Genomic DNA, 19,471 nt, shown 5'->3' with positions numbered 1-19,471 from the left:
GTGGGGATTCTTCACATATGAACAGCTCTTGGCCATTCATGGTACATATTCGCTTTACATAATGCTTGTTCCATCCATTGCTCAATCTCTTTCGTGTACATTTCTATGAAAAATGTCTCAGACGGGAAAGAATGCAGTACTTCTGATATATATTGTGGATATAAAAACGGCATATTTATCATGCCTTTTAATTGCGTCATAAACATTGTAAATGATACTTTCTGAAATTCTTGTTTTATTTGTCCTTGCCTAATAATTTGCTCTATATAATATCTTTCTTTAGAAAAATAAACGGTCATCACTTCACGAATTAATGTCGTATCAAGCGAAAGCTCTCGGTAGAAGAAACGTGTTAGTTCTCTATTTTCAAATTGATATCGTAACATCCCACGCACCATTTGCACCATCACATCTTTAGCCGACAAATACTCTCTCTGTTCAAACGAAATTTCAATCACATGAATATACCCTTCTAAAAAATCAGTAATAAGCTGTTCTAATAAACCTTGCTTCCCAGCAAAATAATATGAAATATTCGCTACATTCACATCCGCTCGCTTTGCAATGTCTCGCACCGACGTTCCATCATAACCTTTCGTATTAAACAACGATATTGCCGCATCAATTACTTTTTGTTTCGTCTGCTTCATGCGCTCACTTCCTCTCAATGAACAGCTATAGTTTAAATTTCTTGACTTTTAAGACAAATTCCTTTAATTTTCTATCGACAAAGTCATGTGAAATACATCGTATTTTGCTAATATTTTACACATCTCGATAAAAAAGGAGCTGTTTCCATGTTTACTAAAGAAAGTTATGCAGGATCTCGCGTGCAGCAATATGAGACAGTAATTAAACAACTGGATGCGTTATTAACTGGCGAATCAAACGTAGTCGCAAACTTATCAAATGCGTCCGCATTATTAAACCAATTTTTAGATCGCGTTAATTGGGTTGGCTTTTATGTAACAGAAGGAAATCAGCTTGTCCTTGGACCGTTCCAAGGAATGCCTGCTTGCGTACGCATTCCATTTGGACGAGGCGTTTGCGGCGTAGCAGCTGAAACGAAAACAACTCAGCTTGTAGCGGACGTTCACCAATTCCCAGGTCACATCGCTTGCGATAGTGCTTCTAATTCGGAAATCGTTGTACCGATTGTGAAAGAAGGAGCTGTCATTGGTGTACTTGACATTGATAGTCCTGAAAAAAATCGTTTTGATGAAGTAGATCAGCACTATTTAGAAAAGTTTGTGGAGACACTCCTAAAACATATGTAAAAAGAAAAGAGCGAGTTATCGACTTAGTACGTCCTGTACAAAACCGATAGCTCACTCTTTTTTTATTGATTAACAGTAGATATTTTCTTTAATGCCTGCTCTAAATCAGAAACGATATCCTCCCACGATTCTAAACCGACCGATAAGCGTATTAAATTATCGAAAATGCCCATTTCTTTTCTTAGTTCAGCCGGAATCGCAGCGTGCGTCATCGTTGCTGGATGCTGAATTAATGTTTCTGTATCGCCTAAACTTACCGCAATTGTAATAAAGTGAAGATCATTAATAAACGCTTGCGTCTCTTCTTTTCCGCCTTTTACTGAAAAAGAAATAACACCGCCCCCGCGTTTCATTTGACGAGATGCTAACTCCCCTTCTGGATACCAAACATCTTCTACCACATCATGTTTTCTTAAGAACGATACAATTTTTTCTGCATTATCACAATGACGATCCATTCTTACTGCTAACGTCTTTAACCCGCGTAATAATAACCACGCATCAAACGGCGCCATAATACCGCCGATATCTTTTCGCATCGGGCGAATCTTTTCAGCTAACGCTTTCGTTTTACAAATCGTTACACCCGCTACAACGTCACCATGGCCACCAATATATTTTGTCGCACTATGCACAACAGCGTCACAGCCAAGCTCAAGCGGTCTTTGTAAATAAGGCGAACAAAACGTATTATCAACAATGACAAGTAAGCCATTTTGCTTCGCAACCTGAATCACTTGTTTTAAATCGATTAATTTCATTGTTGGATTAATCGGTGTTTCAACGAAAATAAGCTTTGTATTCGAACGAATTTTATTTTCAATATTAGCCTCTGTCTCCATGTCACAAAACGAATGCGTAATCATAAATTTTTCTTCTAACACTTCTAAAAAACCGTACGTACACCCATATAATCCGTTTGAACAAATAATATGATCTCCAGCCTTTAAAAAACCAATTAAAGTTGCTGAAATAGCTGCCATACCAGATCCGAAGGCAAGTGCCTCTTCTCCTCCTTCTAACACCGCCATACGTTCTTCAAATAATTTCACAGTTGGATTTCCAAGCCGTGAGTAAATATAAGATGGATCCACTCCCGCAAAACTCGCCTCTCCTTGCTGCGCAGTCTCAAATGTAAATGTAGAAGTTTGAAATAAAGGTGGTGTTAAACTTCCTTTATGTTCCTCAGGTGTATAACCGTGATGAATTAACGCTGTCTCCATATGCTTCTTTTTCATAAAAACATCCCCTTTATGTTTTTATCCCGCATATTCACCAATAAAAACTGATGAACGTTTTTACTACATTTTATGTAAGCGTTTTATTTGTGTTTCTATCTCTTCTTTTATATTGTTTTAAATTCCTTCTTATATTAATTTCCAAAATTTATATGCATAAAACAAAAACGTACTCGCTTGACGAAACTCTGGGTAAAAGATATAATAGCGTTTGTGTAAAATAAAAAGGCAGCCTTGTAATTTGAGTTTATCGTTTGTATTTTGTTCCTCTACGGAGGTGTATCTCGTAACTCCCTGCTGCTGGAGCGAAGGTACATGAAAACAAAATGCCCGTAAATATCGATTACGTCTGTTTTTATTTTACGTAAATAAAAACATTTTTAAAGGAGGAGTCAACTATGGCTCGTTATACAGGTCCAGCTTGGAAACTGTCTCGTCGTCTTGGAATCTCTCTAAGCGGCACAGGAAAAGAATTAGAAAAACGCCCTTACGCACCAGGTCCTCACGGTCCTAACCAACGTAAGAAACTTTCAGAATACGGTTTACAATTACAAGAGAAACAAAAACTTCGTCACATGTACGGCATGACTGAGCGTCAATTCCGTCGCACATTTGACCAAGCAGGTAAAATGCCTGGTAAGCACGGCGAAAACTTCATGATCCTTCTTGAAGCTCGTCTTGACAACTTAGTTTACCGTATGGGCTTAGCTCGCACTCGTCGTGCAGCTCGCCAATTAGTAAACCACGGTCACATCATGGTTGATGGCGCTCGCGTAGATATCCCATCTTACCGTGTAAAACCTAACCAAACTATCAGCGTTCGCGAAAAATCTAACAGCCTTGTTGTTGTTAAAGAAGCGATCGAAGTTAACAACTTCGTACCAGAATACTTAACTTTCGATGCTGACAAATTAGAAGCTACTTACACTCGTCACGCTGAGCGTGCTGAGTTACCAGCTGAAATCAACGAAGCATTAATCGTAGAGTTCTACTCTCGTTAATCTCGGTACTCTGCAAAGAGTAGTATTAAAAGCCTTAGGAACCTTGTTTATCAAGGAGCCTGGGCTTTTTTTATTGAATATAACCCGATTATATGCATAGAAACAGACCAATGTAACAAAATAAAAAAGAACTGCAAGTCTATAGTTAATAAAACTTAACCCCCTCTCTAGAATTCCATTCATTTTTTATCCACATTAATAAAAACCTCCCCCTTCTTCTAACACTTAAAAACACTACATTCTATCCCATAACTCATTTTTCTTTGCTGTACTCTCCTTTTCTTAACATTATTTTTACAACGTATTTATTTGTACATAATCTATACCTTCCCTTTTTCTATTTACATTCAACTAAAAAACCTCTTCATTACCAGATCATCCGAATGAGATTATAAAACTTAATGAAAGAGTACCTTTTTCGCTAAATAATTAGAATATTACATTTACAATCACTTCCTTAAATTGGTATTATTTTTCTTGTAAGGGGAGGGAAAGTTCATGTCTTTAAATATGTATCTCGGTCAAGTAAAAGCTCAAACAGAAAGTATGAACGCTTTCTGTAACGCTACTATTCAAGGAATGGAACAAATTATTCATTCTATTAATGCTTTTGCATTGGATACTGTTCTACAAGGACAAACATATAGCAGTGCAAAAGCATATTTCTTACAAACCTTTCGTCCGTTAGCACAAGGAATCATTTACTTATGCGAAGAATTAATCCGTCAAAATGATGCTTTTCCAAGAGACTTTCAATCACAGGTAGCTTCTACAGATGTTATCGAACAGGAGATATTAGAACAAATTCGAGAAATCGATCGAATGATAGCAAGTACAGAAGCGCTCAACCAAACTATGCCGATCCCAGGTATGGACGCTATGGTAAATCTTTTTACTGTCATGAGGCAAAAACTGCAAGAAAAATTAGAACATCTATATGAATTTAATTATACTTCTAGTAATAATTATGATACTGCACTCCAACTAGCCGCTAGCATTGCGACAGGTTTGGCGGAAGTTCAAAGTGGAAAAGGTTTTAGTCCTGCAAGTGGTACATTTAGTACGCAAGGGTTGAATATGGAGTGGACGGGTCCTATTCAAGCAATTACAGAAGAAAAAAAACGAAAAGCTGATCATTTAATTAAAGATGGAGAAATGTGCGGTAGGCTAGAAGAAACATCTGCGATTAAAAAAGCTTGGGGCGATAAGGTAGACAGTGTAGTTGAAATGTTCGAAACAGTAAAAAAGATATGGAATGGTACTGTAATCGGAACAGGGAAATCTGTTGAAGATGCAATCAAGTCCATGGAAACTTTAAGTAATATGAATATAAGGAATATGGATATAGAAACTTTTATTAATGTTACATATGCGATTTTACATTTGGATGAAACGGCGAAAAATATGTGGCATACATTTTCAAGTACCGTGAAACGAGATATGATAAATGGAGATGCAGAGAGCCGTACGCAATGGATTACTTATGCATTAACCCAAATAGGTATTGGTCTAATCGCCGACAAGGGATTAGGTAGAGCAGGACTTGTTATAAAAGGAGTAAAAGCATCAAGTGGAGCAAGTACATTAACAAAAGGAGTAACACTAATAAAAGAAATGAAGCACGCATCTGAGATTTTACAATCTTTTAAGAAAGATGTTTCTTATGCTTTCTCTGGTGGAACTATCATAACCAAGATACCTCAAAGCGAATTGAATCAAGCCTACTATAATTTTGCAAAGACTACGATTTCAAGTGCACAAAAAAGAAATTCTCCAGGAACAGTAACTTCAAGTTTTAATCTTGAACGAAGTTTAGGGACTCAAAAGAAACTAATGTATAATAAAGGTTCAATTGGTGTTATTCCACAAGAAATTCGAAATAAGCTAATTGGAAAAAATTTCAACTCCTTTGATGATTTTAGAAAAGAGTTTTGGAAAACAGTTGCTGATTCAGACTATGCGACAGAATTTAACCAAAGAAATATAAACCTTATGAAAGAGGGTAAAGCTCCATTCGCTCCATTATCTGAGAAGTATGGTCAGCACAATCAATATATTTTGCACCATAAACAACCAATTCACCAGGGTGGAGATGTGTACAATCTCGATAACTTAATAATTGTTTCTCCTAAAATGCATCAAAATGTTTTAGATCGTTCATATCATTTCGGTAAAAAAGGTTAATGATTATGAAAGGATGGTTAGTATGACACTCAAAATGACAAAAGAAGAACTTATTGAACTTGTAACAAAGATTTGTAATCCTAAATTACCTGAAGAAGAACTTAATGAATACGTAAACCAATTTAATAATAGCGGTGTACCTCATCCCGCTCCAAGTGATATAATCTTTTGGGATTTTAGGGATTTAACACCGGAAGAAATAGTAGAGATTGCATTAAATTACAAAGAAGAAGAAAACTAAAACATGTAAAGAATAAGCCGCCCCGAAAAAACGAGCGGCTTTCTTCATTATCTAATTCATTTTATACTGTCCTATTTGTTCTAATGTTAGTATTTCTTTTCAATGCTAATACAACATTAGAATTATCATTTCTGAATTTAGCCAGTTTACCTTCTTCTAACACTTAAAAACACTACATTCTACCCCATAACTCATTTTTCTTTGCTGTACTTTCTTTTTGTTAACATGATTTTTACAACGTATTTATGTGTACATTCTCTATACCTTCCCTTTTTCTATTTACATTCAATCTTAAAAACCTCTTCATCACCCGAGCATCTGAATAAGATTAAAAAAACTTAATGAACTAGTATCTCTTTAACCGTAGAATTATTAGAATATTCAATTTACAACCCATTCCTTAAATTGGTATTATTTTCTTGTAAGGGGAGGGAAAGTTACTAGAAGGAAGACATATTTTAGAGATTCCAACATCTAATAAAAAATTCAAAAAAATAGATGAATATATCAAGCTAGCAAAAGAAAAATATGATATTGATATTAGATTTAGGGAGGAATAATTGATGGCGTATGATTTAGAACCCGAAATTAAAGAGGTACTTGAGAAAATTGATTTTATTCAGAGATATAAAGCATTATCAAAACAATTTCCAGATAGAGAAAACACATTTGAAAACTATGAAAACGAAAAAGTAATTGCAGTATTTGAGTCTCTTGGCTATAAAGCTCGTTTTATGAAAAAGGAAAACTTTTTTATTGTTGGTGAAGTAAAGAACAAGGATTTCTATACTTTCAGATTCAATATCAGCTTAAAATATGGGCTTGTTGAGTTCATTTGGTCTGCAAGGTATAATGGTGAAGTTAGAGTTGGGAATTCATGGGATATGTTTGTAAAAGTATTATCCAATGGTTCTGAAAGGTTGCCGGCAGTATGCTTCCACAGTTACGATGAACTCAAAGAAATCATGAAAATTGCCTTTGAAATGTACGAAGATTTTAAGCGAGAATTAATTCCTATTTATTCATAATTCAAAAAGCTACCGAAGACACCAAAACAGTTACTTCGAGTAGCTTTTATTTATATATATTAAAGTTATTTATTTTCCTCTTTTTGAACATATACATAAGCATCTTTCTGCTCTTTATGTATATCAACCTTCGAATTCTCTGCAAGTTGACCCGCGTTTAGCAAAGAAAAAATAATCAACGCTTCTAGTGACATTTCGTTTTACCACTCCTTTCTAATTGTTATACGTTTATCATACCGCTTACATGTGATTTCCGTATGAACTCGAAAAGGAGATTAAAACAAAAAAAGCTTTGAGGAATTTCCCCAAAGCTTTTTATTTATTAGTAACGAATTAAGAAATATTTCTTTTTACCGCGGCGAATGATTGTAAATTTACCTTCGATGCGGTCGTTTTCTGTTACAACGTAGTCTAACGCTTGTGTACGCTCACCGTTTACGTAGATTGCGCCGTTCGTTACATCTTCACGTGCTTGACGTTTTGATGGAGAGATTTTGCTTTCTACAAGTAAGTCGATTAATACTGTATCTTCTGCAGTACGTTCTACAGATGGTACGTCTTTGAATCCTTGTTCAATTTCGCTTGCAGTTAGTTCTGCTACAGAACCGCTGAATAGTGCAGCTGAAATTTTAATCGCTTGCTCTAATGCTTCTTCGCCGTGAACAAGTTTTGTCATTTCAGAACCTAATGCTTTTTGTGCTGCACGTTTTTCTGGTGCTTCAGCTACTTGCTTTTCAAGCTCAAGAATTTCTTCATGAGATAAGAATGTGAAGTATTTTAAGTATTTAACAACGTCGCGGTCATCTGTGTTAATCCAGAATTGGTAGAACTCGTAAGGAGTTGTTTTCTCTGGGTCTAACCAAATTGCGCCGCCTTCTGTTTTACCAAACTTCGTACCGTCAGATTTTGTAACAAGTGGAATTGTTAAACCGAATGCTTTCGCATCTTCCTCTGATTTACGAATTAATTCAAGACCAGCTGTAATGTTACCCCATTGGTCACTACCACCGATTTGCAGACGGCAATTATGTTGTTGGTATAAGTTTAAGAAGTCGTATGATTGTAAAATCATGTAACTGAACTCAGTGAATGAAATACCAGTTTCTAAACGAGATGCTACTGTATCTTTTGCTAACATATAGTTTAAACCGAAGTTTTTACCGATATCGCGTAAGAATGAAATTACATCTAAGCTACCAAGCCAGTCATAGTTGTTAGCCATCGTTGCTGGGTTGTCCACGTTTTCAAACTCTAAGAAGTTTGAAAGTTGGTTTTTAATGCTTTCTGTGTAGTAAGCAACTGTATCTTTCGTATTTAATGTACGTTCTGCTTTTTTACCACTCGGGTCACCGATCATACCAGTACCACCGCCAACAAGTGCGATTGGTTGGTGGCCAGCTAATTGGAAACGACGTAACATTAATACTGGTAACATATGACCAATATGTAAACTATCCGCTGTCGGGTCGAAACCACAGTATAATTTAACGCTTTCTTTTTCTAATAATTGCTCAAGGCCCTCAGCATCTGTTTGCTGATTAATTAGACCGCGAAATTCAAGATCTTGTAAAATACCCATATCCTACATACTCTCCTTTAAGTTCATTACTGGCGTGAAGGTTGAAAACATAAAAAAATCGCCCCTTCAAATAAGGGACGATTTTGATTATCGCGTTACCACCCTAGTTGCAGGCAAAAAAGCCTACCACCTTATTTACATAACGGCTTAGCACCGTCTTTTCCCTTTTGAATACAATTCAATCGAAAAAAGATGCTCTAGGGGCGTAATTCGCGATCATCTATGTGCTGATTTTCACCGGCCATCAGCTCTCTAAAACAGGGAAATGATCACTACTTCTCCCTTTCCACGCTCAATTATTCATATACTTTTCTTTATACCATCATTTATATAGGCGTGTCAAATAGAGGTCCGGTTTCTCTTCTTGTCAATCCTTTACAACGTCGCAAGAAGTAATTTATTAGACATAAAAAAGCCTCCCTCATCTATTCTTTCATAAATGTATACAGACGAGGAAGGCACTTCGTTCAAATATTATTTTAGTTTTTTTATAATCTTTGCAGGATTCCCGCCAACTACTACATTATTAGGCACATCTTTCGTTACGACAGCACCAGATGCGATCACCGCATTGTCTCCAATTGTTACACCTGGATTAATAATTGCTCTTCCGCCAATCCATACGTTATCGCCAATTGTAACTGGTTTTCCGTATTCTGATCCGCTTATACGCTCAATTGGATTGAGTGGGTGCGTTGCTGTATAAATGTGAACACCTGGAGCTAACATACAATTCACTCCGATCGTTACCGGGCATACGTCTAAAATCGTACAGTCAAAGTTCGCGTAAAAATTTTCACCGACATGAATGTTATAGCCGTAATCACATCTAAAAGAAGATTCAAGATGAATATTATCTCCTGTCGTTCCGAATAATTCTTTTATGATTTCGCTACGCTCTTTCAATTGCTCTTCTGGCGTATCATTTAATTTTCTCGTTAATATACGTGCTTGCTCTCTTTCTTGTACTAAAACTGGATCAGCCGGTATATACATTTCTCCTAGTATCATCTTTTCTTTTTCTGTTTTCATCATACTACCCCCGTTAACTTATATATAAGTTAATAATAACATAAAAAAAGGCCTGAACATTTTTTCGTTCAGACCTTCCTCTCTTAATCTTCCATCGTTGATAAGTCACCTGTTGGTAAATTCAGCTCCCACGCTTTTAATACGCGGCGCATAATTTTACCACTTCTCGTTTTCGGTAATTTATCTCTAAATTCAATTTGTCGTGGCGCTGCATGAGCTGCTAGGCCTTTCTTTACAAATTGACGAATTTCTTCTTTTAATTCATCAGATGGTTCGTATCCTGCTCGAAGTGCGATAAATGCTTTAATAATTTCGCCACGCACTGGATCAGGAATACCAATTACACCTGCTTCTGCAACAGCAGCATGCTCGATTAATTTACTTTCTACTTCAAACGGACCAACGCGCTCACCTGACGTCATAATTACATCGTCAATACGTCCTTGGAACCAGAAGTATCCATCTTCATCCATATAGGCAGAGTCACCTGATACGTACCAATCTCCCGGCATGAAATAAGATTCATACTTTTGCTGGTTATTCCAGATCCCGCGCATCATAGATGGCCAACCTTTCGCAATTGCTAAGTTACCCATTGTGTATGGAGGAACTTCATTTCCTTCATTATCAACAATCGCTGCTTTTACACCTGGAATGGGTTTACCCATTGAACCTGGACGGATTTCCATACAAGGGTAGTTACAAATAACTTGTCCACCTGTTTCTGTCATCCACCACGTATCATGAATACGAAGTCCAAATGCATTCATACCCCAGCGAATTACTTCTGGATTTAACGGCTCACCAACGCTTAATACGTGACGAACTTGTGATAAGTCATATTTTTTAATTGCGTCTTGTCCAGCTCCCATTAACATACGGAACGCTGTCGGTGCACTATACCAAACTGTTACACCGTAATCTTGCAGTGCTTCATACCAAGCTTCCGGACTAAATCGCCCACCTAAAATAACATTTGACGCTCCAACTAACCACGGTGCGAAAATACCGTAAGCAGTTCCCGTTACCCAGCCTGGATCAGCTGTGCACCAATATACATCGTCTTCTCTTAAATCTAATACCCATTTCGCCGTTTGATAGTGCTGAACCATTGCATTTTGCGCATGAAGCACACCTTTTGGCTTACCAGTAGAACCAGACGTATAGTGAAGAATTAAACCATCTTCACGGCCTAACCATTCAATATGTAATTCTTTTGAAGCTTGTTCAAATAAAGGATTGAACGCTACCGCTTTACCGCCTTCTTCTACATTATCTCCAACAAGAAAAACTGTTTTTAAAGCAGGTAAATCATTTAATGGTACACGCTCTAATAACTCAGGCGTTGTAATTAACACCTTCGCTTCACTATCTTCTAAACGATCGCGAACCGCACCTTCCATAAATGCTTCAAATAACGGTCCAACAATTGCTCCTAATTTCACTGCACCTAAAAGTGCGAAATATAATTCTGGAGAACGTGGCATAAAAATAAAAACGCGATCGCCTTTTTCTACATCGCCATAATTTTTCAGGACATTTCCTGCTTTATTAGAAAAATCCTTCATTTCCTTAAATGTATATTTCTCTTTTCGCGATCCATCTTGATAATAAAGAGCTACTTTATTCTTTCGATCGGATTTCGCATGCTTATCAATTGCCTCATACGCCATATTTACTCGGCCTGTTTCATTCCAAGTAAAGTTTTTATTAACCTCTTCCCAGTTAAAATTCGCGTATGCCTCATCATAATTCGGCAAATTATTTTCTCCTTTAATGACAGGAAGCGTTTCTACTTTCATACTTTACATCCCCCTCCTATGTATTCTATTATCTATTATAATGATATTATTTAAAATTTTCAGTATATTTGTTGATTTTTAGACAAATTTTTAATGACAAAATTCGATTCACATCGCATATATTATAAAGTACGATATTAATAGATTCACAAACCCTCAAGGTGGTGAGCAATACATTGATTCATAAAAAAATATACAATGCTAGAAACTTAAAAACAGCGAAAGGCACTTTAATTATTGAAGGTCCTGTCTCTACACATAATCTTGAAATGTATGAATTTCATCCAGATTTAGTTGCATTTCGTCCTGCTGAACAGCAATATAAAGCAATTGTCGAAATTTCTAAATTACCAGAAGCTCGACTCATTATTGCTAGACATGACCAGATGATTGTTGGATATGTTACATATTTATATCCTGATCCACTTGAACGATGGTCAGAAGGAAAAATAGAAAACTTAATTGAGCTTGGGGCAATTGAAGTAGTTCCAGCCTTCCGCGGGAGTTCTGTCGGAAAGAACTTACTAGAGGTTTCTATGATGGACGATTATATGGAAGATTACATTATATTGACGACTGAATATTATTGGCACTGGGATTTGAAACAAACAGGATTAAATGTTTGGGAATACCGAAAAGTAATGGAAAAGATGATGAATGCCGGCGGGTTACAATGGATGGCTACAGACGATCCTGAAATTTGTTCACATCCCGCCAACTGTTTAATGGTCCGCATCGGTAAACGCGTTGATACGGATTCTATTCAAGCTTTTGATCGTCTACGTTTTCACAATCGTTTTATGTATTAATAAAGGGGGCAACTGGAATGATTGTAGAAGAAATTATGAATCAAAATGTAGTTACACTACATCCAAACGATACAATCGAAACAGCAATCCGAACGATTCGCACGAAAGGAATTCGGCACATTCCAATTGTCGATCAAAATAATCACGTCGTAGGCATTATTTCTGATCGGGATGTAAGAGATGCAAGTCCGTCTATTCTAGATGAACAAGTTTCACTCGATATGCTACAGCAACCGCTTGAACTTATTATGAAACATCCTGTAATGACTTGCCACCCTCTCGATTTCGTTGAGGAAATTGCTACTTTATTTTTTGAAAATAAAATTGGCTGTCTTCCTGTTACAAAAGCTGGGAAGTTAGTTGGAATAATCTCAGAATCTACAGTACTGCACACGTTAGTAAAATTAACAGGAGCACATCAACCGAGTTCACAAATTGAAATTCAAGTAAAAAATGAACCTGGTATTCTTGGAAAAGTCGTTGCTATTTTTAGTGATTTACAAATAAATATCGTGAGCGTTCTCGTCTACCCAGCAAAAGATGAGAATGATAAAGTACTTGTTTTCCGCATTCAAACGATGAATCCTCTAAAAGTGATTGATGCACTTGAAGCAGAAGGCTATCGCGTATTATGGCCGAACATCATGGGGATGCAAGCATGAGTAGCGCGTTTATTTATTCGGATGACTTTCGGGGCTATTCATTTAGCCCTGATCATCCTTTTAACCAACTGCGCGTCACACTTACGTATGATTTATTACAAAAGGGTGGTTTCATCTCTCCCTCTCAAATCATCTCACCACGGATGGCTACAGATGAAGAGATTGCCTACGTTCATACAGAGGAGTACATAAATGCGGTAAAACGTGCTGGAGAAGGAAAGTTAGAAAAATCAATTGCGATGACATATGGACTAGGAACAGAAGATACACCGATGTTCCCAAATATGCACGAAGCAAGCGCATTGCTCGTTGGCGGTACGTTAACAGCTGTCGATGCTGTTCTTTCCGGAAAAGTAAAACACGCACTTAACTTAGGTGGAGGCTTACATCACGGCTTCCGTGGCAAGGCATCTGGTTTTTGTATTTATAACGATAGCTCCATCGCAATGAAGTATATTCAGAAGAAATACGGTTTACGCGTCTTATATATTGATACAGACGCTCATCACGGTGATGGCGTGCAATGGTCGTTTTATGATGATCCTAACGTATGCACCATTTCATTACATGAAACTGGTCGCTATTTATTCCCTGGAACTGGCGCTGTAAACGAACGTGGACAAGGTAATGGTTATAGTTATTCTTTTAACGTTCCACTGGATGCTTTTACAGAAGATGAATCCTTTCTAAAATCATATCGAACAGTTGTAAAAGAAGTTGCAGCGTACTTTAAACCGGATATTATTTTAACGCAAAATGGTGCCGACGCACATTACTACGACCCACTTACACACCTTTGTGCAACCATGAATATTTACCGCGAAATACCGAAGCTCGCTCGTGAAATTGCTAATGAATATTGCGACGGTCGCTGGATCGCTGTCGGCGGCGGTGGCTATGACCATTGGCGCGTCGTACCAAGAGCTTGGGCACTTATTTGGCTCGAAATGAACAACATCCAAAACATCTCGGGTTATCTCCCTCCAGAATGGATTGACGCTTGGAAAGGACAAGCCGAAACAGAACTTCCCCTCACATGGGAAGATCCAGACAACATGTATAAACCTATCCCCCGTAAACCAGAAATTGAAGAAAAGAATGCATTAACTGTAGCGAAATCCCTTGAAATCATTCGGAATAATATGACAAAATCTTTGTACTAAACGAAAAGGAGGCTCGTTTTTGAATAGCCTCCTTTTATTTATTGTCGACTACTGTCGGTAAGTCGATATGTTTCGAGTTGCGCCGATATATTTTATTTAATAATTAACCGGTCCAACTTTTATGAAAAAAGGACGTGATATTATGTGGACACAACAAATGATCCCCACAAAACGCGGCACATTTGAACTCTTTACAAAAGGAAATGGCGAACCGCTTTGTATTACACATCACTATTCACAATTTAATGAAACTGGTGATTACTTTGCAGATGTTTTCACTGCTACGCATCGTGTATTTCTCATTAATTTACGAGATACTGGTAGCTCTGTAACCACCCAGTCAGAAAACGAATTAAGTATGATTGAAACGGTTCACGATTTAGAAGCAATACGAGAAGCTTTACAACTCCCAACATGGCATTTCACTGGTCATTCAACAGGTGGTATGCTTGGACTTTTATATGCGATTACATATCCAAATTCCTTACAATCATTAGTCGTAGCAGGCGCTGCAGCAAGTAACTATACCGAAACACCATTTTGTATTTATCATCCAGAACATTCACAGTTTCATTATATGCAAGAGCTCATCGAAAACTTAAAAAGCCCTCACCTTACAAGTGAAGAACGGAAAGAACTATCTACTAAGAGAACAAAATTATCATTGTATAAACCAGAAAACTACAACTCTTATTTTTGTAAACCAATCAAAAAAACAATGTCCGTTAGCCGGATGAATGCTTTCGCCAATGAATATCCTTCATTTGATTTAAGGGAGTATTTACCTTCTATAAAAACAAAAACACTAATTATGTGTGGAAGACACGATGTGCAGTGTCCTATTCAATATTCCATCGAGATACATGAGGGTATATGCGATTCTACTTTTGTGACATTTGAGGAGAGCAACCATTATCCTTTTTTAGAAGAAGCTGCTCAGTTTACTTCTACTACTCAAATATTTTATAAATCATTGCAACAAGGAACTCTAAAATAGCATATTAAGGTCGCAAGTTAATTTTCCAACAAAAACCTCACAGCCTCTATAAGACTATGAGGTTTTTCAAAAGAAATATTTCACACTAGTAACAACCAAAAGAAGAACAGAAAAAATCATTAAACCTAAATCAATAAATACTGACTTTTTATCTCCTTCTTTTAAACTTATCATAAAACTAGAAATTATTTTAATTGCAAAAAAGACCATCATAAATAACCAACCCAAATGATCATTCTTAGAATCTTCATCATAAAACATTTGTATTGCACCAATAATTAATAAGATAAGTACAATATTAGTTCCAATCTTTAAAACCTTGTTTGATTTATTATCTTTTAATGTATCCCCCAAAATGTAGCACGCCCTCTCACACTCTCCTATGTTTTATCTCTCTTTATATTTTAACATAAATTACCTATTACCCCCTTTTGATCACATACAAAAAACCCTGCCAAAACTTTGACAGGTTCCCTACACATTAAAACGATAACCAGCTCCCCATACTGTTTCAATATATTGCGGGTGGGCAGGATCTCTTTCAATTTTTTCACGTAGCTTTCTAATGTGGACGACAACAGTGGCTAAATCACCAGCGGAATCTAATCCCCAAATGCGTTCAAATAACTGTTCTTTATTTAATACTTGGTTTGGATGTGTGACAAAGAATGTTAATAAATCAAATTCCTTCGTTGTAAATGCCACTTCTTCATTGTTTATAAAAACTTTCCTCGCTCGTTGATCGATAGAAATTCCGTGAATGTATAGCGTATCACGTTGCTTACTTACATTTCCTGATAATCTTTCATAACGAGCAATATGCGCTTTTACTCTTGCGACTAATTCGCTTGGGCTAAACGGTTTCGTTATATAATCATCCGCTCCTAATCCGAGCCCGCGAATTTTATCTATATCTTCTTTTTTTGCTGAAACAAGTAGAATCGGAATATCTTTTACAGCACGTATTTGTTTACAAATTTCGAATCCGTTCATTTTCGGAAGCATAATATCTAAAATAATTAAATCATAGTCTTCTTGCAGGGCTATTTGTAAACCTGTTTCTCCTGAATGCTCTACATCAACTTGGAAATCATTAATTTCTAAATAATCTCGCTGTAATTCTGCAATACTTACTTCATCTTCTATTAGTAAAATTCTTTTCAATTTACTCACCACATTCCTCTACTTTTTCCAATGAGAAGAAAATGCTTGTGCCTTTACCAAGCTCGCTTTCCGCCCAAATTTCCCCGCCATGTTCTTCAACAATTTGCTTCGCTATTGCTAAACCAAGTCCACTTCCACCTGTGCTAGAATTTCGCGATTGTTCTGCACGATAAAAACGTTCAAAGATATACGGTAGCGTATCAGATTCTATACCTGATCCATTGTCTATCACCTTCACAATAACTTTATTGTTATCACTCGATACTGTTACGGTAATTTTCTTCTCTTCTTTATCCATGTACTTCACACTATTATGAATTAAATTTGATATAACTCTATTTATCTTTTCGCAATCAGCCGTTACATATAATGGCGATGAATGTAATTGTAAGTTAATTTCTATACCTTCTTCACTTAAATCCATCTGCATCTCTTCTATTAATTCTTGCATAAACGTATTTAATTCAACTGTCTCAAATTGGAATGGAACTCGATTTAAATCGAGCTTCGAAAACAAAAAGAGTTCATCAATGAGTGTGTCCATATGTTTTGCCTTCGTATGAATTGTCGTTAAATACTTATCCATTTTTTCTGGCGTATTTGCTACCCCGTCCTTTATTCCTTCTACATATCCGATAATAGATGTAATCGGTGTTTTTAAATCATGCGATATGTTTGAAATAAGTTCTTTTCGATTTTCTTCATACTGCGTTTGTACTTCAATCGATTCCTTTAACTTCTTCCTCATTTCCTCAAATCCTTGATTTAATTGACCTATTTCATCGTGCGATGTAACTGGCATTTGAAAATCTAAATTTCCTTCTTTAATTTTCTCCGTTGCACCTTTCAATACAAAAATTGGTTTTATTACACTTCTTGAAACAAGATAACTTAATAAACCAATGAGTAAAATGGCTAATAGTAAAAGCGATACGAATAAGATTGGAAATAATTTTTGTGTAAGATCTACAAATGAACTTTGCTTTTTTAGTACAAATATACTCCCTTCTTCTTTCTCTGGAAAATAAAAATCAAACTTTACATATCGATAAAATGTCTCGCCTAGTTCCGTTGTACCACGACTATTAATATTTGCCGCTTCAAATTTCGGAAGGGCTTCTGTTAAAGTCGAACTTTCAAATCCCTTATTAGCATAAGAAATGTTTTCTCCCTTTCTTACAATTATTTTCACACCTTCTTTTTCAATTGATGAAACGAACGATTTATCTAATAATTGAGATTGATGTTGCTTTGCCGCTAATTTTAATTCAAGATAGGCATTTTCTTCTTCTGGTGTAAGCGGCTTTTGAATGTAAGAACTTTTATAGAAATTTTTCACTGCTTCCAAATCACCTGTTATTGAAAAAACAATTAAAAATCCCGCGACTAATATGAGCGTAATAGAAACGAGAATTACAGCAATATAAGAAAATAAAAACCTTGTTTTAATAGACATATGTTACATCCTCACTTTACCCATCCTTCATATTCATAAGCATAAAAATATATGTTCAAATACTCAAGCGATTTTATAGTAATTTTAGCGTCAGTTTATAAAAATTTAATGTTCCTATTTTACAGTTGAAATTAGGAGGTTGAAATTCCATGTTCAAAAAAACATTCAGTATAATATGTTGCGTAATTTTTTTACAAGGATGCTCGCAAGAACAAGAAGTCAAAAAGGAGATGACAAACATGGAGACTGCACTACTAGCAGCTACTGAAAAAAATGAAACGAATACTGTTATATCTTTACTAAAACAAGGTGCAAATATAAATGCGACGGATAATCAAGGACGTACCCCTCTTATGATTGCTACATACAAAAATGATGTAAAAACCGCAAAAGCACTTATCGAAGCTGGTGCTGACGTAAATATCCAAGATGACATGAAAAACAATCCCTTTCTATACGCCGGTGCGGAAGGTTACTTAGACATTTTAAAGCTAACAATTAATGCTGGTGCAGATCCTACGATTACAAATCGTTACGGCGGAACAGCTCTTATCCCAGCCTCAGAACATGGCTATATTGACGTTATAAAAGAACTCCTCACTCGAACAAATATTGATGTAAATCATGTAAATAACCTAGGATGGACAGCTTTAATGGAAGCTATCGTACTAAGTAACGGAAACGAAACACAGCAACAAGTCATTCGCCTTCTTATTGAGCACGGTGCAGATGTAAATATTCCAGATAATGATGGTGTTACCCCGTTAGAGCATGCTCGCGCTCATAATTTTGCAGAGATAGAGAAAATTTTGTTAGAAGGAAATAAGTAAAAAGCTTATCTTTGCCTTCCTCCCCCATCCTATGCTACATTTAAGCCGTTACATCAATATTAATAGGGTGGGAATACATATGAATAAACCTAAAATTGGGATGATTGGACTTGGTAGCATTGCGCAAAAGGCCTATCTTCCAACACTTACAAAAGAAACAGATTGGAACTTTGTCGGGGCGTTTACACCTAACGCAGAGAAAAGAAAACAAGTTTGCCAGCAATACCGAATTCAAGACTTTCATTCTATTGAAACGTTAGCTTCGGAATGTGATGCAATCTTCGTTCATAGTTCAACTGCATCGCATTATGAAATCGTTTCTGAGCTTTTGAAAAAAGGAATCGACGTTTATGTTGATAAGCCGTTAGCAGCTACTGTGGAACAAGCTGAGCAACTAGTCGAGTTGAGCGAGAAGTATAACCGAAAGTTAATGGTCGGATTTAATCGCAGATTCGTTCCTATGTATGTTGCTGCCAAAGAACAGGCTCATGATATTTCATGGATTCGAATTGAAAAGCATCGCACAAATAAAGTCGGGCCATATACGTACGACTTCACTATGTTAGATGATTATTTACACATTGTAGATACTGCTCGCTGGTTCGCTAATGATGACCTTAACGTCGTTCACAATATGATGCAAATCAATGAAAAGAATGAACTTCTTTACGGACATCATACATATACAACTCCAAGTGGACTGTTACTTTCTACTGCAATGCATCGCCATGCCGGTACAAATTTAGAACAAATTGAACTTGTAACGCCAGGGAAAATCATTCGCGTAAAAAATATGAATACATTTGAAATTGAACAGGAAAACTCAGTTTCACAAAGCGGTTCTCCATCATGGGATACGACGTTAAAACAACGTGGTTTTGAAGATGCTGTTCATCATTTTATTGAATGTGTACACGGAGATACAAAGCCTGTTGTAGATGGATTAGAAGGATTAAAAACGCAGCAAATGCTACAATCTTTACTAGATGATGTAAACAAAAATTAAAA

The 19,471-nt window shown here is 36.4% G+C and carries 20 protein-coding genes and 1 other annotated feature; of the genes, 11 read left to right on the top strand and 9 right to left on the bottom strand.

Annotated elements, in window-relative coordinates; genetic code table 11:
• Positions 1 to 11: 11 nt before the first annotated feature.
• Positions 12 to 650: a forespore capture DNA-binding protein RefZ gene (gene refZ / locus ACLBXA_RS01265; protein ID WP_000814913.1), complete on the bottom strand. Its 639-nt coding sequence runs from the start codon at positions 648 to 650 to the stop codon at positions 12 to 14.
• A 147-nt stretch (positions 651 to 797) separates the two neighbouring features.
• Here refZ and ACLBXA_RS01260 point away from each other — a divergent pair, with 147 nt between their 5' ends.
• On the top strand, positions 798 to 1,277 hold the full coding sequence (locus tag ACLBXA_RS01260; RefSeq protein ID WP_000494339.1) for a GAF domain-containing protein: 480 nt from the start codon (positions 798 to 800) through the stop codon (positions 1,275 to 1,277).
• A 62-nt stretch (positions 1,278 to 1,339) separates the two neighbouring features.
• Here the strand turns inward: ACLBXA_RS01260 and megL are convergent, their stop codons facing one another.
• The gene (megL, locus tag ACLBXA_RS01255) at positions 1,340 to 2,515 is read right to left on the bottom strand and encodes a methionine gamma-lyase (protein WP_000726567.1); all 1,176 of its coding nucleotides are present in this window, start codon (positions 2,513 to 2,515) and stop codon (positions 1,340 to 1,342) included.
• A 398-nt stretch (positions 2,516 to 2,913) separates the two neighbouring features.
• On the opposite strand from megL, the gene rpsD reads away from it, so the two are divergent.
• The 4 genes from rpsD (at position 2,914) to ACLBXA_RS01235 (ending at position 6,969) form a co-directional block, all read left to right on the top strand.
• Entirely contained in the window at positions 2,914 to 3,516 is a 603-nt protein-coding gene (rpsD, locus tag ACLBXA_RS01250) for a 30S ribosomal protein S4 (RefSeq protein ID WP_000135320.1), read from the top strand.
• A gap of 498 nt (positions 3,517 to 4,014) precedes the next feature.
• Positions 4,015 to 5,700 carry a T7SS effector LXG polymorphic toxin gene (locus ACLBXA_RS01245; RefSeq protein ID WP_000056154.1) on the top strand — a complete coding sequence of 562 codons (1,686 nt, stop codon included), beginning with the start codon at positions 4,015 to 4,017 and terminating at the stop codon, positions 5,698 to 5,700.
• A gap of 22 nt (positions 5,701 to 5,722) precedes the next feature.
• Positions 5,723 to 5,941, top strand: coding sequence for a bacteriocin immunity protein (locus tag ACLBXA_RS01240; protein WP_000172895.1), 219 nt, complete (start codon positions 5,723 to 5,725; stop codon positions 5,939 to 5,941).
• Between the two features lie 563 nt (positions 5,942 to 6,504).
• A complete protein-coding gene (locus tag ACLBXA_RS01235; RefSeq protein ID WP_000312818.1) occupies positions 6,505 to 6,969 on the top strand; it encodes a hypothetical protein in 465 nt (154 codons plus the stop codon).
• A 65-nt stretch (positions 6,970 to 7,034) separates the two neighbouring features.
• Here ACLBXA_RS01235 and ACLBXA_RS01230 read toward each other — a convergent pair whose 3' ends face one another.
• The 4 genes from ACLBXA_RS01230 to acsA form a co-directional block, all read right to left on the bottom strand.
• Complete coding sequence (locus ACLBXA_RS01230; protein ID WP_000050940.1) at positions 7,035 to 7,163, bottom strand: hypothetical protein; 129 nt, start codon at positions 7,161 to 7,163, stop codon at positions 7,035 to 7,037.
• Positions 7,164 to 7,291: 128 nt separating this feature from the next.
• Positions 7,292 to 8,548, bottom strand: a complete 1,257-nt coding sequence (gene tyrS / locus ACLBXA_RS01225) for a tyrosine--tRNA ligase (RefSeq protein WP_000512092.1) — start codon at positions 8,546 to 8,548, stop codon at positions 7,292 to 7,294.
• 70 nt (positions 8,549 to 8,618) lie between these two features.
• Positions 8,619 to 8,846, bottom strand: a binding site (T-box leader).
• A 176-nt stretch (positions 8,847 to 9,022) separates the two neighbouring features.
• The gene (locus tag ACLBXA_RS01220) at positions 9,023 to 9,583 is read right to left on the bottom strand and encodes a maltose acetyltransferase domain-containing protein (protein WP_044783750.1); all 561 of its coding nucleotides are present in this window, start codon (positions 9,581 to 9,583) and stop codon (positions 9,023 to 9,025) included.
• Positions 9,584 to 9,663: 80 nt separating this feature from the next.
• Positions 9,664 to 11,382 (bottom strand): acetate--CoA ligase, encoded by a 1,719-nt coding sequence (acsA, locus tag ACLBXA_RS01215; RefSeq protein WP_447617083.1) that lies wholly within the window; start codon positions 11,380 to 11,382, stop codon positions 9,664 to 9,666.
• Positions 11,383 to 11,558: 176 nt separating this feature from the next.
• On the opposite strand from acsA, the gene acuA reads away from it, so the two are divergent.
• The 4 genes from acuA to ACLBXA_RS01195 all read left to right on the top strand — a co-directional run bounded on the left by acuA (position 11,559) and on the right by ACLBXA_RS01195 (position 15,013).
• Positions 11,559 to 12,191, top strand: coding sequence for an acetoin utilization protein acetyltransferase AcuA (gene acuA, locus ACLBXA_RS01210; RefSeq protein ID WP_000581392.1), 633 nt, complete (start codon positions 11,559 to 11,561; stop codon positions 12,189 to 12,191).
• A 17-nt stretch (positions 12,192 to 12,208) separates the two neighbouring features.
• Positions 12,209 to 12,853: an acetoin utilization AcuB family protein gene (locus ACLBXA_RS01205; protein ID WP_000634583.1), complete on the top strand. Its 645-nt coding sequence runs from the start codon at positions 12,209 to 12,211 to the stop codon at positions 12,851 to 12,853.
• On the top strand, positions 12,850 to 14,016 hold the full coding sequence (acuC, locus tag ACLBXA_RS01200; RefSeq protein WP_000092825.1) for an acetoin utilization protein AcuC: 1,167 nt from the start codon (positions 12,850 to 12,852) through the stop codon (positions 14,014 to 14,016). Before ACLBXA_RS01205 ends, acuC begins: the two co-directional genes overlap by 4 nt.
• A 121-nt stretch (positions 14,017 to 14,137) precedes the next feature.
• Positions 14,138 to 15,013 carry an alpha/beta fold hydrolase gene (locus tag ACLBXA_RS01195; protein WP_003280339.1) on the top strand — a complete coding sequence of 292 codons (876 nt, stop codon included), beginning with the start codon at positions 14,138 to 14,140 and terminating at the stop codon, positions 15,011 to 15,013.
• A 66-nt stretch (positions 15,014 to 15,079) separates the two neighbouring features.
• On the opposite strand, the gene ACLBXA_RS01190 is transcribed toward ACLBXA_RS01195, so the two are convergent.
• The 3 genes from ACLBXA_RS01190 to ACLBXA_RS01180 form a co-directional block, all read right to left on the bottom strand.
• Positions 15,080 to 15,367, bottom strand: coding sequence for a hypothetical protein (locus ACLBXA_RS01190; RefSeq protein WP_000502925.1), 288 nt, complete (start codon positions 15,365 to 15,367; stop codon positions 15,080 to 15,082).
• 120 nt (positions 15,368 to 15,487) lie between these two features.
• A complete protein-coding gene (locus tag ACLBXA_RS01185) occupies positions 15,488 to 16,177 on the bottom strand; it encodes a response regulator transcription factor (protein ID WP_003280338.1) in 690 nt (229 codons plus the stop codon).
• A gap of 1 nt (position 16,178) precedes the next feature.
• The gene (locus tag ACLBXA_RS01180) at positions 16,179 to 17,633 is read right to left on the bottom strand and encodes a HAMP domain-containing sensor histidine kinase (RefSeq protein ID WP_000023861.1); all 1,455 of its coding nucleotides are present in this window, start codon (positions 17,631 to 17,633) and stop codon (positions 16,179 to 16,181) included.
• 149 nt (positions 17,634 to 17,782) lie between these two features.
• Here ACLBXA_RS01180 and ACLBXA_RS01175 point away from each other — a divergent pair, with 149 nt between their 5' ends.
• Both ACLBXA_RS01175 and ACLBXA_RS01170 read left to right on the top strand, forming a co-directional pair.
• Positions 17,783 to 18,463 (top strand): ankyrin repeat domain-containing protein, encoded by a 681-nt coding sequence (locus ACLBXA_RS01175; protein WP_000474099.1) that lies wholly within the window; start codon positions 17,783 to 17,785, stop codon positions 18,461 to 18,463.
• A gap of 79 nt (positions 18,464 to 18,542) precedes the next feature.
• A complete protein-coding gene (locus tag ACLBXA_RS01170) occupies positions 18,543 to 19,469 on the top strand; it encodes a Gfo/Idh/MocA family protein (protein ID WP_001039702.1) in 927 nt (308 codons plus the stop codon).
• The last annotated feature ends 2 nt before the right edge of the window (positions 19,470 to 19,471 follow it).

The sequence above is a fragment of the Bacillus sp. D48C genome (assembly GCF_053345735.1).
This window is presented reverse-complemented; position numbering and strand designations above follow the sequence as displayed.